Source organism: Micromonospora sicca, assembly GCF_003172935.1.
GTDB lineage: Bacteria > Actinomycetota > Actinomycetes > Mycobacteriales > Micromonosporaceae > Micromonospora > Micromonospora sicca.
Genome location: NZ_QGKS01000294.1, coordinates 79,951 through 94,253, shown reverse-complemented (window position 1 = coordinate 94,253; position 14,303 = coordinate 79,951). Strand labels below are relative to the sequence as shown.

Genomic DNA, 14,303 nt, shown 5'->3' with positions numbered 1-14,303 from the left:
CCGACCGTACTGCCGGACGGCCTTGTCAGGTGGTGGTCGGTCCTAGCGATTAATCTTGGAGGCATGTCGAGTCCCGCCGAGCGGTACGCCGCGGCGCGCCGCCGGGCCGCGCAGGCCTCCACCTTCCCGGCCCTGGACGAGTTCGCCCGAGACCTCGGGTTCGACCTCGACGACTTCCAGCGGGAGGCGTGCCAGTCCCTGGAGCGGGGCAGCGGCGTGCTGGTGTGCGCTCCCACGGGCGCGGGCAAGACGGTGGTCGGCGAGTTCGCCGTACACCTGGCCCTGCGCGGCAAGCCAGGGCAGCCGGCGGCGGCCGACGCGGCCGAGGGGCCGACCACCCGGCGCAAGTGCTTCTATACGACGCCGATCAAGGCGCTGTCCAACCAGAAGTACCACGACCTGGTGGACCGCTACGGCGCCGAGCAGGTCGGCCTGCTCACCGGCGACAACGCGATCAACGGCGACGCCCCGGTGGTGGTGATGACCACCGAGGTGCTGCGCAACATGCTCTACGCCGGCTCCAGCACCCTGGAGGGCCTGGCCTACGTGGTGATGGACGAGGTGCACTACCTCGCCGACCGGTTCCGGGGCGGGGTGTGGGAAGAGGTGATCATCCACCTGCCCGCCTCGGTCACCCTGGTCTCCCTCTCCGCGACGGTCTCCAACGCGGAGGAGTTCGCCGACTGGCTGGTCACCGTGCGCGGCGAGACCGCGGTGGTGGTCAGCGAGCACCGGCCGGTGCCGCTCTGGCAGCACATGCTGGTCGGCAAGCGGATGTTCGACCTGTTCCACGACGCCGACGCGGCCCGCAAGCACGACGTGCACCCCGAGCTGCTGCGCTACACCCGCGACACGGTGCGCCGCCTGGAGCTGGGCGAGGGGCGCAGCGCCGGTCCCGGCGCCGGGCGCCGCGGCCCCCGCTGGCGCGGCCCGATGCGCCCCGACATCGTCAACCGGCTCGACCGGGACGGCCTGCTCCCGGCGATCCTGTTCATCTTCAGCCGGGCCGGCTGCGCCGCGGCCGTGCAGCAGTGCCTCGCCGCCGGGCTCCGGCTGACCTCGCCGGAGGAACGCACCGAGATCCGCCGGGTGGTCGAGTCCCGGGTCACCGCCATCCCCGGCGAGGACCTGTCGGTGCTCGGCTACTGGGAGTGGCTCGACGGGCTGGAGCGCGGCCTGGCCGCCCACCACGCCGGCATGCTTCCGGTGTTCAAGGAGGTCGTCGAGGAGCTGTTCGTCCGCGGCCTGGTCAAGGCGGTCTTCGCCACCGAGACCCTGGCGCTGGGCATCAACATGCCCGCCCGCTGCGTCGTCCTCGAACGCCTGGTCAAGTTCAACGGCGAGGCGCACGTCGACCTCACCCCGGGGGAGTACACGCAGCTCACCGGGCGGGCCGGCCGGCGCGGCATCGACGTCGAGGGGCACGCCGTGGTGGTCTGGTCGCCGGAGACCGACCCCCGGCACGTGGCCGGGCTCGCCTCCACCCGGACCTACCCGCTGCGGTCCAGCTTCCGGCCGTCGTACAACATGGCCGTCAACCTGGTCGGCACGGTCGGCGCGGACCCGGCCCGGGCGCTGCTGGAGTCGTCCTTCGCGCAGTTCCAGGCGGACCGCTCGGTGGTCGGCCTGGCCCGGCAGGTGCAGCGCAACACCGAGACCATCGAGGCGTACGGCGCCGAGGCGGCCTGCCACCACGGGGACTTCGACGAGTACTTCGCGCTGCGGGTGGCCATCGCCGACCGGGAACGGGCCATCGCCCGGCAGGGCCAGACCCAGCGCAAGGCGGCGGCCGTCGCGTCGCTGGAGCGGCTGCGGGTCGGCGACGTGATCCGGGTGCCGTCCGGGCGGCGGGCCGGGCTGGCCGTCGTCCTCGACCCGGCCACCGGCGGCTTCGGTGAGCCGCGCCCGCTGGTGCTCACCCAGGACCGCTGGGCCGGCCGGGTCAGTCCCGGCGACTTCACCACCCCGGCCGAGGTGCTCGCCCGGATCCGGGTGCCGAAGCACTTCAACCACCGGTCCCCGGCTGCGCGGCGGGACCTGGCCGCCGAGGTCAGCGGCACCGGGCTGGACCGGCACGACGGCCGCCGGGGCGGGCGGTCCCGGCAGGTCGCCGGCGAGGACCACCGGCTCAGCCAGCTCCGCACCGAGCTGCGCCGGCACCCCTGCCACGCCTGCCCGGAGCGGGAGGAGCACGCCCGCTGGGCCGAGCGGCGTCGCCGCCTCGAACGGGACACCGAGGAGCTGCGGCAGCGGGTCTCCGGCCGGACCGGCTCGCTGGCGCGGACCTTCGACCGGATCGTCGCGCTGCTCACCGCCCGCGGCTACCTCTCCGCCGACGGCGGGGTCACCGACGCGGGCCGGATGCTCGGCCGGATCTGGACCGAGGCGGACCTGCTGGTCGCCGAGTGCCTGCGCCGGGGCGTCTGGGACGGGCTCTCCCCGGCCGAGCTCGCCGCGGCCGTCTCCGTGGTGGTCTTCGAGGCCCGCCGCGACGTCGACGAGCGGGCCTCGCTGCCGCGCGGCCCGGTCGCCGACGCGGTCGACGAGACGCTCAAGCTGTGGAGCGACATCGAGGCGGACGAGGCTGCCCGGGGTCTCGCCGTCACCCGCGAGCCGGACCTGGGCTTCGCCTGGCCGATCTACCGGTGGGCCCGCGGGGAGGTGCTCGCCAAGGTGCTCGCCAGCGGCCACCAGATCGACGGCGAGATGCCCGCCGGGGACTTCGTGCGCTGGGCCCGCCAGGTCGTCGACCTGCTCGGCCAGCTCGCCGACTCCGGCGGCGCGTCGGCGGAGCTGCGCTCCACCGCCCGGCAGGCCATCGCGACCGTCAACCGGGGCGTGCTGGCCTACCACGCCGCGGCCTGATCGTCACCGTGCGGTCACCACGTCCGCACGATCAGGAACGGGCGGTGAGCGCGTCCACGAGCCGGCGGCACGAGCCGGCCAGGTTCCACCGCTGCGCCAGCTCCAACAGCCCCTCCGGCTCCGCGGGCGCCGTCGGCAGCGCGGTGGGCAGCTCCGGCAGCGGTATGTCCCGGGCCACCTCCACCACCTTCGGGGCGACCGCCAGGTAGTCCCGGGCCGCCGCCAGCTTGCTCCGCAGCCCCGGCGCGAAACCCGCGTCCCCGTCGTCCAGCGCGGCGAGGATGCCCGGCAGGCCGCCGTACCGCTCGATCAGCCGGGCGGCGGTCTTCTCGCCCACCCCGGGCACCCCGGGCAGCCCGTCGCTCGGGTCGCCGCGCAGCGCCGCGAAGTCCGCGTACCGGTCGGCGGGAACCCCGTACCGGGCGCGGATCGCCGCGTCGTCGCAGTCCTCCAGCTTGGCCACCCCGCGCCCGACGTAGAGCAGCCGGACCTGGCGGGCGTCGTCCACCAGCTGGAACAGGTCCCGGTCGCCGGAGACCACCTCCACCGGACCGGGCTGGGTCACCGAGAGCGTCCCCAGCACGTCGTCGGCCTCGTAGCCGGTGGCGCCGATGAACGGAATGCCGAACGCGGTCAGCACCTCCAGGATCATCGGCACCTGCGGGGAGAGGGTGTCCGGCACCACCTCGCCGCCCTCCGGCGCCACCCGGTGCGCCTTGTACGACGGCAGCAGCTCCACCCGCCACGCCGGCCGCCAGTCGTAGTCCAGTGCGCAGACCATCCGGTCCGGCCGGCGGGTGCGGACGAGCTGGGCGAGCATGTCGAGGAAGCCGCGCACGGCGTTGACCGGCTGGCCGTCCTCGGTCTTCGCGGCCGACTCCGGGATGCCGAAGTAGGCCCGGAAGTAGAGGCTGGGGGAGTCGATCAGCAGGATCGGGGGTCGCTGTGCCACCCGGACAGCCTGGCACAGCCGTACGACGAGGTGGGGGAGGGCCGGATCGTGCCGGGGCGGGCGCGGTTGGCCGTCGGGTGAGTCACGGGCGCGTCCGCCGGGGAGACTGACGGCATGACGTTCGTACCCGGGTTGTCGCTCGCCCGGCGGTTCCACGACGAGGTGGTGGCTCCCCTGCTGGCTCGGCGGCTGCCCGGGCTGCGCTACGCCGCCGGCCTGCTCGACGGCGGGTCGGAGCTGCTCGGCCTGGACACCGAGCGCTCCACCGACCACGACTGGGGTCCGCGGGCCCAGCTCTTCGTCGCCGGCCCGGACGACGTGGGGCCCGCCCGGGCGGTGCTCGACGCCGAACTGCCGGCGGAGTTCCTCGGCTGGCCGACCCGCTTCGTCGGCGGCCCCGACGTCCGCCTCGGCGTCGTCGACGCCGACGGGGACCGGCACGGGGTGAGCGTGGACGAGCTGACCGGCTGGCTGCGCGACAAGCTCGGCTTCGATCCGCGCACCGGCGTGGGGGTGGACGACTGGCTCGCCACGCCCACCCAGCGGCTGGCCGAGCTGACCGGAGGCGCGGTCTTCCACGACGGCCTCGACGGGGCGCTCACCGCCGCCCGGGCCCGGCTGGCCTGGTACCCGGACGACGTGTGGCGGCACGTCCTGGCGGCCGCCTGGAGCCGGATCGGCCAGGCCGAGCACCTGGCCGGGCGGTGTGCCGAGGTCGGCGACGAACTGGGCAGCCGGGTGGTGACCGCCGGGCTGGCCCGGGACCTGATGCGGCTCGGTCTGCTGGTGCACCGCCGCTGGCCCCCGTACGCGAAATGGCTCGGCACCGTCTTCGCCCGGCTGCCGGCGGCGGCCCCGGTGGTCGACGGGCTGACCCGCGCCCTCGGCCCCGACGGCTGGTCCGACCGCCAGGCCGGGCTGGTCGGCGCGCTGGAGACGGTGGCCGGCTGGACCAACGACCTGGGGCTGGCCGCGCCGGTCGACCCGACGGCCCGGCAGTTCCACGGGCGGCCGTTCCTGGTGCTCGACGCCGGCCGGTTCGCCGCCGCGCTGCGCGCCGCGATCGGTGACCCGGCGCTGCGCGCGCGGCCCTCGGTGGGCGCCGTCGACCAGTACCTGGACAACGTCGACGTCCTCGGCCACGCGCAGCAGGCCCGCCGGGTCGCGGAGGCGCTCCGACCGGACTGACCGGGCGGGTCAGCCGGTCCGAGTGAACCGGTGCTCGGGCGGAGCGGGCCGGGCGCTACCGCGCCGACTGGGGTTTGCCGGCAGCTACCGCGCCGACCGGGGCGGGCCGTCCTCGTGCCAGCGGGCGCGGTACGCGGCCTCGCTGGCCTCGTGCTCGGTGCGCTCCTCGAACACCGCTTGGCGCAGGGCACGCCGGGAGTCGGCCAGCACCACCAGCTCGATCGCGACGAGCGCGACGCAGATGGCGGACAACAGCCCGAGCGCGCCGAGCGCCGGCAGGTGTCGGCCCACGAACAGGCCGGCCCCCAGCGCGAGGAGCACGCCGACCCGGGTCCAGGTGACGGTGCGCAGGGTGCGCAGTTGGAACGCCATGTCGGCGGCCAGGTAGACGATCACCCCGCCGAACAGCATCGGCACGGCCGGGCCGGGCGCCCGCTCGGCCACCCCACCCGCCGGGTCGGTGATCGTCCGCACCAGCTCCTCGGCGCCGATGGCGAACAGCACGACTCCGGCGATCATCGGCAGGTAGAGGTAGGCGTAGGCGTCGCGGGCCATCGCCACCCGTGGGTGGCCCTGCGCGGCGTGCAGCGCGATCCGGGCGGCGGGCCCGATCATGTCGAAGTGCGCCCACCACAGCGCCGCGGTGAACAGGATCCCCAGCAAGGCCGCCGGGACCGCCGGCCAGGTCACCGGTTTGCCGATCAGGTTGCCGCCGACGCCGACCGAGATCACGGACTCACCCAGCGCGATGATGAGGATCAGGTCGTACCGCTCCGTCCAGTGTTCGGCGGACGTGACCTCCCAGCCCCTGGTGCCGGCCGCCAGCCCGCTGCCGTACTGCAGGACGACGACGGCGATCCACAGCCCGTCGCGCAGCCACACCCCGACGTCGGGATCCTCGATGTTCGGCGGCAGCAGCGCCGCGACCAGCAGCAGGACGGTGGTGATCACGATCTCCGGTGCGAACTGGAGCAGCTTGCCGCGGGCGTGCGGCCTGCCGCGCGTCGCGTGCACGTACAGCACCAGGTGCACGGCGCGGACCACCACGTAGCTGACCGTGACGAGCATGGGCCCGGCCGCGCCTTGATGCAAATCGCCGAAGGTCTGGGGCAGCGCCAGGGCGAAGGCGAACAGCGCCATCATGCCGACCACCATCAGCACCGGGACGAAGCCCTCGCCGAGGCGGAGCTGGCTGGCGACCACGCTGTGCACCACCCAGCACCACCACAGCACGGCCAGCACCAGCATCGCGTGCAGCAGCTGTCGCCCGCTGACGTTGGCGGCGGTGGCCCGGGTGATGATGAAGAACGACACGACGAAGACGAGGTCGAAGAACACCTCGAACTTGTCCACCCGCGCGGCCGGGGCGATCCGGATGGCAGGCCCCAGCCCCCCGGTCCGTCGCTTGCCGCCCACCGGTCGAGTCTGGCAGCGCCCGGCCCGTCGCGGGTCGGAATCGTCCTCGCCGGCCACCGTGCGAACCGCCGACGCCCCGGGTTGCCGAGGGCGGCCCCGTCGGTCGGGCGGCGCGGTCTACGGGTCGCCGATGCCGTGACCGCCTCGGGTCACCGGGGCGGTTCGACGCCGAAGGACACGTTCAAGCGGTATCGCTCGCCCGCATACCGCGACTCCGTCAGCTCCAGGGGATCGTCCCGGCCGTCGAGGATCAGGCGCTGCTCGACCAGCAACGCCGAACCCACGGGGACATCGAGCAGCCGCGCGTCGTTCCGGGTGGCCAGCCGGGCGGCCAGCGTCGCCACCCCTCTGGTCGGCGTACGACCCAGCGCGGTCAGCGCTTCGTGCAGCGATCCACCGGCCAGGTCACCGTCGAGGAGAGCCTTCAGGGACCCGGGAAAGGCGGCCTTCTCGACCACGACCGGTTCCCCGTCGGCCAGGCGGACACGCTCGATGTAGACGACGTCGGTCCCGGCGCGCAACCGCAAGCGGGCGGCCTCCTCTGTGGTCGCCGGTCGGGTCTGCGCCGTCACCACCCGCGACGACGGTTGTCTGCCCTGCCGCCGGACCTCGTCGCTGAACCGGACCAGGTTGTCGGCCCGGCGTGGCGACGCCGGAACGGCGACGAAGGTGCCCCGCCCGGGCACCCGGTACGCGAGCCCGTCGTCGACCAGCTTGGTGACCGCGGCCCGCGCCGTCATCCGACTCACCCCGTGCTCCCGCGCCAGGTCAGGCTCCGACGGCAGCGGATCGTGCGGCCGGGACACCGCGATCAGAGCGCGCAGCGCCTGCTCGATGCGGTAGTAGCGGGGCGCGAAGTCCAGGTCGGCAGTCACCTCCGAGACGCTACCGATGACCTGTCTAGACAGCAAGCTGTCTAGACAGATAGCGTGGCCGGACCCGACCGAGGAGACATCATGGCCACGTTCACGCCGGAGAGCGTCACCGTCGCGCAGATCGCGAAGCTGATCGACCACTCGCTGCTGCGCCCCGAGCTCACCGACGACGACGTACGCGAGGGCTGCGGGCTCGCCGCCCGCTACCACGTGGCCTCCGTCTGCGTCCGGCCCGGTGACGTCGTCCTCGCCGTGGACCTCCTGCGGGGAACCGACGTGCTCGTGGGCACGGTGGCCGGCTTCCCGCACGGCGGCACGACCACCCGGATCAAGGCCGCGGAGGCGGCGCTCGCCGTCGGCCAAGGCGCCGCCGAGGTCGACATGGTGATCAACATCGGCTGCCTCCGGTCCGGGAAGCTGGCCGAGGTCGAGGCCGACATCCGTGCCGTCGTGGCAGCCGCGGACGGCGCGACCGTGAAGGTGATCCTGGAGAACGCCTACCTGACCGCCGAACAGATCGTGGCCGGCTGCCAGGCGGCCGAGCGGGCGGGCGCCCACTTCGTCAAGACCTCGACCGGCTTCGCCAACGGAGGCGCCACGATGGACGACCTGGCCCTCATGCGCTCCGCGGTCTCACCGGCCATCGAGGTGAAGGCCGCCGGCGGCGTCCCCACCCTCGACACCCTGCTCGCGATGGCCGCCATCGGCGTCACCCGGTTCGGCGCCATCGCCACCGCCGCCATCCTCGACGACCTGGCCCACCGGCAGGAGCACGGCCGGCCCGCCGCCGGGGCCGTGGCGAGCGGCGGCGCCTACTGACATCCGTAGGTATCTTTCCTTGACCCACCGCCTTCATGTAGCTAAGTTTCGATGAGCTGAGCTGCTTGGAGGCACCCGATGGAGCGCAGAACCTTCCTCACCGGCGCCGGAGCGGTCACCGCCGGCGCCCTCGCCACGACCGTGACCGCCGCACCCGGCAGTGCCGACCCGGGCATTCGCCTTGTCGAGACCGGCCTGGACGCGCTGGTGCGCTCCGACTTCGCCGAGCTCCGCGGGCAGCGGGTGGGCGTGATCTCCAACCCGACCGGCGTCGACTCCGCCTACCGGCACCTGGTCGACGTGATGCACGCCTCGGGCCAGGTGAACGTGGTCGCGGCGTTCGGTCCCGAGCACGGCTTCCGGGGCTCGGCCCAGGCGGGCGGCAGCGAGGGCACCGGCACGGACGCCCGGACCGGCATCACCGTCTACGACGCGTACGGCGCCTCGCAGGCCAAGTGGGAGGCCATGTTCACGCAGTCCGGAATGGACACCGTGGTCTTCGACATCCAGGACGTGGGGGCGCGTTTCTACACCTACATCTGGACGATGTACACCTCGATGCTCGCCGCCGCCCGGCTCGGCAAGCGGTACGTCGTACTCGATCGGCCGAACCCGGTCGGCGGCCGGGCGTACGGCCCGATGATGACCGCCGGATACACCTCCGGGGTGGGTCTCAAGGAGATCGTGCAGCAGCACGGCATGACCGTCGGTGAACTCGCGGGCTTCTTCAACGCCGAGTTCCTGCCCGCCGAGGCGGGACGGCCGGTCGAGCTGCACGTGGTGCAGTGCCGGCACTGGAAGCGGGACCGGCTCGCCGCCGACACCGATCTGCCCTGGGTGATGCCCAGCCCGAACATGCCGACCACGGACACCGCGCTGGTCTACCCGGGCACCTGCCTCTTCGAGGGCGTCGCGTCGATCACCGAGGGGCGCGGCACCTGCCGTCCGTTCGAGCTGATCGGCGGCCTGGCGACGGACTTCGACTACCACTGGGGTGACCGGCTCAACGCCCGGAACCTGCCGGGGGTGCGGTTCCGGGAGGCGTACTTCTCGCCGACCTCGGCCGGGCAGAAGCCGGCGCTGCTCAACAAGCCCTGCGCGGGGGTCGAGGTCAAGATCGTGGACCGGGGCGCGTACGACCCGATCCGTACCGGGGTCGCGATGCTGGTGGAGGCGCGGAAGTACCCGGCGTTCGCGTGGCGGCAGGACGCCTGGGACCAACTGCGGCCGTACTGGATCGACAAGCTCACCGGATCGCCCCGGCTGCGCACGATGATCGACGCGGGTGCCGACGTGGCCGACGTGGTCGGCGCCTGGGCCGACGAGTTGGCCGCGTTCGACCGGCAGCGCCAGCCCTACCTGCTCTACTGACCGCCGCGGCCGGGCGGCGCGACCATGGGCCCCGTCCGGCCCCGGCCCCGGTCCACCCGCGTTACCCGGGTGACCACCCAGGCCGTTGCCCGGCCGTCCGCATGCCGAGCGGGTCCGGGCGGCTGGGTAGCAGGTCGGGGCGGTCCTGCGGCGGCGGGCGGGCGGCGGGACGGTGTTCCAGCTTCATCCGGTAGAGGCGCTGGTCGGCCACCTGCATCAGGGCTTCGAGGGTGTTGCCGTCCTGCGGCGCGGTGGCCGAGCCGATGCTGACGCGGGCGTCCGGGCGGACGGCCGCGTCGATCCGGGTCAGCACCGTCCGCGCGGTGACGTCGTCGGCGTCCACCAGCACGACCACGAACTCGTCACCGCCGACCCGGGCGATGGCGTCCCCGGCGCGCAGCACCTCCCGGGTCGCGGCCACCGTCCGCTGCAGCAGCCGGTCGCCGGCGGCGTGTCCGAGGCGGTCGTTGACCAGCTTGAAGTCGTCGAGATCCAGACACAGCAGGGACGGGCCCGGGCGACAGCCGCTCCGGAACAGGTGCTTGGTGAACTCGGCCAGGCCGCGCCGGTTGAGGGCGCCGGTGAGCGGGTCGAGCTCCGCGAGCGAACGGAGCTGGGATCGCTGCCGCGCCAGGATCCGTGCCTGCGCGGAGCACACCGAGATCAGCACCACCATCGCCGCGACGTAAAGGAAGACGTGCCCGGGGGGCGCCGGTCGTCCGGTGGCGGCGACCGCGAGGTAGGCCCCGACGGTGAGCGCCGCGAGCGCCGTCATCAGCGGCAGGCGCGGGGTGTGGCTGGCGACGAACACGGCCGTGGTCACGAAACCCAGGGCGGCCGGTGCGGCTGCACCACCGTCCCAGTACGCGCCGAGCGTCGCCACGACGAGCGTGATCAGCAGGATGGTGAACGAGACGCGGTACCCCGAGGCCTTCGTGGTCACCTTCTGGGCTGCCCACAGGCCGACGAGGCCGGACGCCATTCCGCAGCCGTAGGCCGCGAGCATGACGGACCGATGTGGCTGGTGCAACGTCATGAGGCAGTAGCTGACGGCGATTCCGTGCGAGACGACGTGCAACGCCGCGGTGAGCAGCATCCTTCGCCGGCGCTCGTTCACCCGACTGTCCACCGCGCCCACGGCAACCTGACGACGGATCCCGATGATCCGGCCGCGAAATCGATCGCAGCGGCCGTGACCGTGATCCGGGTCGAGGCCGCTCCGACGTGTCCCACCACTCCGACATTCAACGATGTGCGTGAGGTGACGTCAATATTTCGACACGGTTACGTCTGCCCTGCGTACGTCCGTCGTGGCTCAGCGCAACCTCGCCTGCCTCGCCGTGCCCCTGCACGGCCGGCGACCTACTTCCCGCGGGCCGGCCGGAGCGCCGGCCGTGCCCTGCCCACTAGTCGAGACCGAGGTGCGCCGGCGACGAGGCGAGCGAACGGAACCGCTCCGCCGGATCGGCCACCAGCCGTCGCGTGTGCAGGTCCAGCATTCCGCCGACCCCGGTCAGCTGGGCGACCGGAGTGCCGTCCACGCGTACGTACTCCTGCTCCAGCCGGAACGTCTTGCCGCCGCGCCAGACGAAGCCGCAACTGACGTCGACCTCGTCGCCCGCCCGCAGTTCGCGCAGGTAGCGGATGGTGCACTCAAGCTGGACCGGCCCGACGCCGGCCGCACGCAGCGCGTCCGGGTGCAGGCCCGCGGCGCGCAGGCACTCCCACCGGGCGTGCTCGGCGTACTGCAGGTATACGGCCTGGTTGACGTGCCCCTGGACGTCCAGCTCGTACCCTCGGACGGCGATGCGCACACGAAACGGCTGACTCATGGACAGATCTTGACACGGGCGTCCCGGGGGAGCGGGGGCGTGCGGGTCAGAGGCGACCACCGGCAGCGGTGTCGGAGACTCGCTGGGCGAGATAGATCGGCACGATCGAGAGCACGATCAGCACCGCCGCGACGACGTTGATGACGGGCGCCTGGTTGGGCCGGAAGAGGTTGTTGAAGATCCAGATGGGCAGGGTCTGAACGCCCGGCCCGGCCGTGAAGGTCGTCACGATGATCTCGTCGAAGGAGAGCGCGAAGGCGAGCAGCCCACCGGCGAACAGCGCCGAGCGCAGCAGCGGGAACGTCACGTAGCGGAACGTCTGGAAGGTGTCCGCGCCGAGGTCCGCGCTCGCCTCCTCCAGGTTGCCCCCGAGTCGGCGCAGCCGGGCCAGCACGTTGTTGTAGACCACCACGACGCAGAACGTCGCGTGCCCGACGATCACCGAGAACAGCCCCTTGCCCACCCCGAGCGGCTCGATCAGCGAGCGGAAGGCGGTGTCCAGCGCGATGCCCGTGACGATGCCGGGCAGCGCGATCGGCAGCACCACGAGCAGCGACACGGCGTCCCGCCCGAAGAACCGGTAGCGCTGCACCGCGAACGCGACCAGCGTGCCGAGCAGGAGCGCGACGGCCGTCGCGCCGAGGCCGGCCGTCGTCGAGGTCCACAGCGCCTCGCGGGCGCCCGCGTTCTCCCACGCCCGCACCCACCAGTCGGTGGTCCAGCGCGGCGGTGGCCAGGCGAAGGTGCGGTCGGCGTTGAACGAGTTGACCAGCACGAGGGCCAGCGGCACGTAGACGAAGGCCAGGCCCACCGCCATGGCCCCGCGCAGCAACCAGCGCGCTCCGCGCGACAGCGTCACAGCTCCTCCAACGCGCCGGACCGGCGCACCGCGACCAGATAGCCGACCATGATGAGTACGGGGATCGTGGCGAGCGCCGCCGAGAACGGCAGGTTGTTCGCCGCGCCGATGTTGGCGTACACCAGGTTGCCGATGAGCTGCGTCTTGCCGCCCACGATCTGCACGGTGATGTAGTCGCCGAGGGACAGGGAGAACGTGAAGATCGAGCCGGCGATCACCGACGGCACGATCATCGGCAGCACCACCGAGCGGACGGTGCGCCCGCCCCGGGCGCCGAGGTCCGCCGACGCCTCCAGCAGCGAGTCCGGCAGCCGCTCCAGCCCGGCGTAGATGGGCAGGATCATGTACGGCAGCCACAGGTAGCTCAGCACGAGCACGGTCGCGAGCAGCCCGTAGCCGGGGCCGTTGCCGGCGCCCCCGAAGAGCCAGTCCACCGGGCCGTCGTTGGCGAGCATCACCCGCCAGGCGTACGCCTTGACCAGGTAGCTCGCCCACAGTGGGGTGAGGATCGCGATGACCAGCAAGCGGCGGCTGCGCGGGGAGGCGACCTTCGCCATGAAGAACGCCATCGGCAGCGCGATGAGCACGTCGATCACGGTGACCGCAGCGGCGACGCCGAGGCTGCGCAGGGTGACGGTGCGGTAGACCTCTTCGGTCAGGATGGTGCGGAAGTTGGCGAACGTCGGCTGGCGGACCAGGTCGCCGGTGAAGCTGTTGACCGTCCACAGCGCGGAGACGAAGAGCACGGCCAGCGAGCCGAGGTACGCCACGAGCAGCCAGAGCAGCGGCGCCGAGAGCAGCCCGGCGAGGCGTGCTCCGCGGTGTCGGTGCAGCCAGGAGGAGAGCCGGCGGACCGGCCCGCGGGCGGCGATCGTGTCATCGCCCGCCGGCCGGTCCACCGTGGAGAGAGCTGTCACCTGTCTCAGCCCTTGATCGTGGTCCAGGCCTGGGTCCAGGCCGCGTAGTCCTTGCACTTGACGTCGGTGCGGCCGTCGAGGCATTGCTCCACCGGGGTGCTCCAGAACCAGACCTGGTCGAAGTACGCCTCGTCGGCGGCGTGGAACGTGGTGCAGTGGTTCTTGTCGGCCGTCTTGTCGCAGGCGAGCTTGTTCGCCGGGGCCTCGCCGAACCACTCCGCCACGGCGCCGTTCGCCGCCGGGTCGATGATGTGGTTCATCCAGAGGTAGCCGCAGTTCGGGTGCTTGGCCTTGGCGGAGATCATCCAGGTGTCGGACCAGCCGGTCGCGCCCTCGGAGGGCAGGACCGCCTCGACGGGGGCGCCGTCGGCCTTGGCCAGGTTGACGATGACCTGCCACGCGGTGCCGACCACGGAGTTGCCGGACTTGAAGGCCTGCACCTCCTTGGTGTAGTCCGACCAGTACTCACCGATCAGCTCGTTCTGCTTCTTGAGCAGGTCCACGGCGGCGGCGAACTGCTTGTCGTCCAACGCGTACGGGTTCTTGATGCCCAGCTCCGGCTGGTGCTTCATCAGGTAGAGCGCCGCGTCGGCGAGGTAGATGGGCGAGTCGTACGCCGTCACCTTCCCCTTGTACGGCGAGTTGGGGTCGAACACCGCGCTCCAGGACGTCGGCGCCGGGGTGACCTTGTCGGTGCGGTACATGAGCACGTTCGCGCCGCGGCCGTGCGGGATGCCGTACGCCACCCCGTCGACCGAGTTCCACTGCTTGAGCTTCAGGCCGTCGAAGACGTCCTTGTAGTTGGCGACCAGGTCGGTGTTGACCGGAGCGACCTCCCCGCCGTAGATCAGGCGCAGCGAGGCGTCGCCGGAGGCCGAGACCACGTCGTAGTCGCCGGTCTTCATCAGCGTCACCATCTCGTCGGAGGTGCCGGCGACCTTCACGTTGACCTTGCAGCCGGTCTCCTTCTCGAAGCCGGTGACCCAGTCGACCTTCGGGTCCGTGGAGCCGTTCTCGACGTACCCGGCCCAGGCGACGATGTTGACCTGGCCCTCCCCGGCGCCGAGCGACGCCAGTTTGTCGATCTTCGGCGGTTTGATGCCGCCGGGACCGGAGCCGCCGGTGGCGCCGCCGCCGTCGCCGCATCCGGTCAGCGCGAGCAGGCCGGCCGCGGCGACCGCGGTGAAGACTCGGGTGGTGCGCATCTGC

At 72.6% G+C, this 14,303-nt stretch carries 12 protein-coding genes; 4 read left to right on the top strand and 8 right to left on the bottom strand.

All coding sequences use genetic code 11. The features are described 5' to 3' along the window. Nucleotides 1–63 precede the first annotated feature (63 nt). Nucleotides 64–2,865, top strand: coding sequence for a DEAD/DEAH box helicase (locus DKT69_RS24635; protein WP_109803869.1), 2,802 nt, complete (start codon nucleotides 64–66; stop codon nucleotides 2,863–2,865). A gap of 31 nt (nucleotides 2,866–2,896) precedes the next feature. Here DKT69_RS24635 and DKT69_RS24630 read toward each other — a convergent pair whose 3' ends face one another. Further along, the gene (locus tag DKT69_RS24630; RefSeq protein WP_109803868.1) at nucleotides 2,897–3,817 is read right to left on the bottom strand and encodes a 5'-3' exonuclease; all 921 of its coding nucleotides are present in this window, start codon (nucleotides 3,815–3,817) and stop codon (nucleotides 2,897–2,899) included. A 114-nt stretch (nucleotides 3,818–3,931) separates the two neighbouring features. Between DKT69_RS24630 and DKT69_RS24625 the strand changes: the two genes are divergently transcribed. Continuing rightward, nucleotides 3,932–5,005, top strand: coding sequence for a DUF4037 domain-containing protein (locus DKT69_RS24625; RefSeq protein WP_109803867.1), 1,074 nt, complete (start codon nucleotides 3,932–3,934; stop codon nucleotides 5,003–5,005). Between the two features lie 84 nt (nucleotides 5,006–5,089). Here the strand turns inward: DKT69_RS24625 and DKT69_RS24620 are convergent, their stop codons facing one another. Together DKT69_RS24620 and DKT69_RS24615 are read right to left on the bottom strand one after the other, a co-directional pair. Further along, complete coding sequence (locus DKT69_RS24620) at nucleotides 5,090–6,421, bottom strand: low temperature requirement protein A (RefSeq protein WP_109803866.1); 1,332 nt, start codon at nucleotides 6,419–6,421, stop codon at nucleotides 5,090–5,092. A 149-nt stretch (nucleotides 6,422–6,570) separates the two neighbouring features. Then, nucleotides 6,571–7,296 carry a GntR family transcriptional regulator gene (locus DKT69_RS24615; RefSeq protein WP_109803865.1) on the bottom strand — a complete coding sequence of 242 codons (726 nt, stop codon included), beginning with the start codon at nucleotides 7,294–7,296 and terminating at the stop codon, nucleotides 6,571–6,573. Between the two features lie 81 nt (nucleotides 7,297–7,377). Here DKT69_RS24615 and deoC point away from each other — a divergent pair, with 81 nt between their 5' ends. Then, a complete protein-coding gene (deoC, locus tag DKT69_RS24610; RefSeq protein WP_109803864.1) occupies nucleotides 7,378–8,115 on the top strand; it encodes a deoxyribose-phosphate aldolase in 738 nt (245 codons plus the stop codon). A 78-nt stretch (nucleotides 8,116–8,193) separates the two neighbouring features. Next, a complete protein-coding gene (locus DKT69_RS24605; RefSeq protein WP_109803863.1) occupies nucleotides 8,194–9,486 on the top strand; it encodes an exo-beta-N-acetylmuramidase NamZ family protein in 1,293 nt (430 codons plus the stop codon). A 61-nt stretch (nucleotides 9,487–9,547) separates the two neighbouring features. Here DKT69_RS24605 and DKT69_RS24600 read toward each other — a convergent pair whose 3' ends face one another. From DKT69_RS24600 to DKT69_RS24580, 5 genes are all read right to left on the bottom strand, one after another. Further along, complete coding sequence (locus DKT69_RS24600) at nucleotides 9,548–10,615, bottom strand: GGDEF domain-containing protein (RefSeq protein ID WP_201749835.1); 1,068 nt, start codon at nucleotides 10,613–10,615, stop codon at nucleotides 9,548–9,550. A 277-nt stretch (nucleotides 10,616–10,892) separates the two neighbouring features. After that, nucleotides 10,893–11,318 (bottom strand): acyl-CoA thioesterase, encoded by a 426-nt coding sequence (locus DKT69_RS24595; RefSeq protein ID WP_109803861.1) that lies wholly within the window; start codon nucleotides 11,316–11,318, stop codon nucleotides 10,893–10,895. A gap of 46 nt (nucleotides 11,319–11,364) precedes the next feature. Then, a complete protein-coding gene (locus DKT69_RS24590; RefSeq protein WP_109803860.1) occupies nucleotides 11,365–12,177 on the bottom strand; it encodes an ABC transporter permease in 813 nt (270 codons plus the stop codon). Continuing rightward, nucleotides 12,174–13,094, bottom strand: a complete 921-nt coding sequence (locus DKT69_RS24585; RefSeq protein ID WP_236648208.1) for an ABC transporter permease — start codon at nucleotides 13,092–13,094, stop codon at nucleotides 12,174–12,176. Before DKT69_RS24585 ends, DKT69_RS24590 begins: the two co-directional genes overlap by 4 nt. A gap of 5 nt (nucleotides 13,095–13,099) precedes the next feature. Further along, nucleotides 13,100–14,299 carry an ABC transporter substrate-binding protein gene (locus tag DKT69_RS24580; protein WP_109803858.1) on the bottom strand — a complete coding sequence of 400 codons (1,200 nt, stop codon included), beginning with the start codon at nucleotides 14,297–14,299 and terminating at the stop codon, nucleotides 13,100–13,102. Between the last annotated feature and the right edge of the window lie 4 nt (nucleotides 14,300–14,303).

Excerpts from the sequence above, each read along its gene's own strand:
- DKT69_RS24580 (WP_109803858.1), bottom strand. The coding sequence starts at position 14,299 with ATGCGCACCACCCGAGTCTTCACCGCGGTCGCCGCGGCCGGCCTGCTC.
- DKT69_RS24595 (WP_109803861.1), bottom strand. The coding sequence starts at position 11,318 with ATGAGTCAGCCGTTTCGTGTGCGCATCGCCGTCCGAGGGTACGAGCTG.
- DKT69_RS24605 (WP_109803863.1), top strand. The coding sequence starts at position 8,194 with ATGGAGCGCAGAACCTTCCTCACCGGCGCCGGAGCGGTCACCGCCGGC.
- deoC (WP_109803864.1), top strand. The coding sequence starts at position 7,378 with ATGGCCACGTTCACGCCGGAGAGCGTCACCGTCGCGCAGATCGCGAAG.
- DKT69_RS24625 (WP_109803867.1), top strand. The coding sequence starts at position 3,932 with ATGACGTTCGTACCCGGGTTGTCGCTCGCCCGGCGGTTCCACGACGAG.
- DKT69_RS24635 (WP_109803869.1), top strand. The coding sequence starts at position 64 with ATGTCGAGTCCCGCCGAGCGGTACGCCGCGGCGCGCCGCCGGGCCGCG.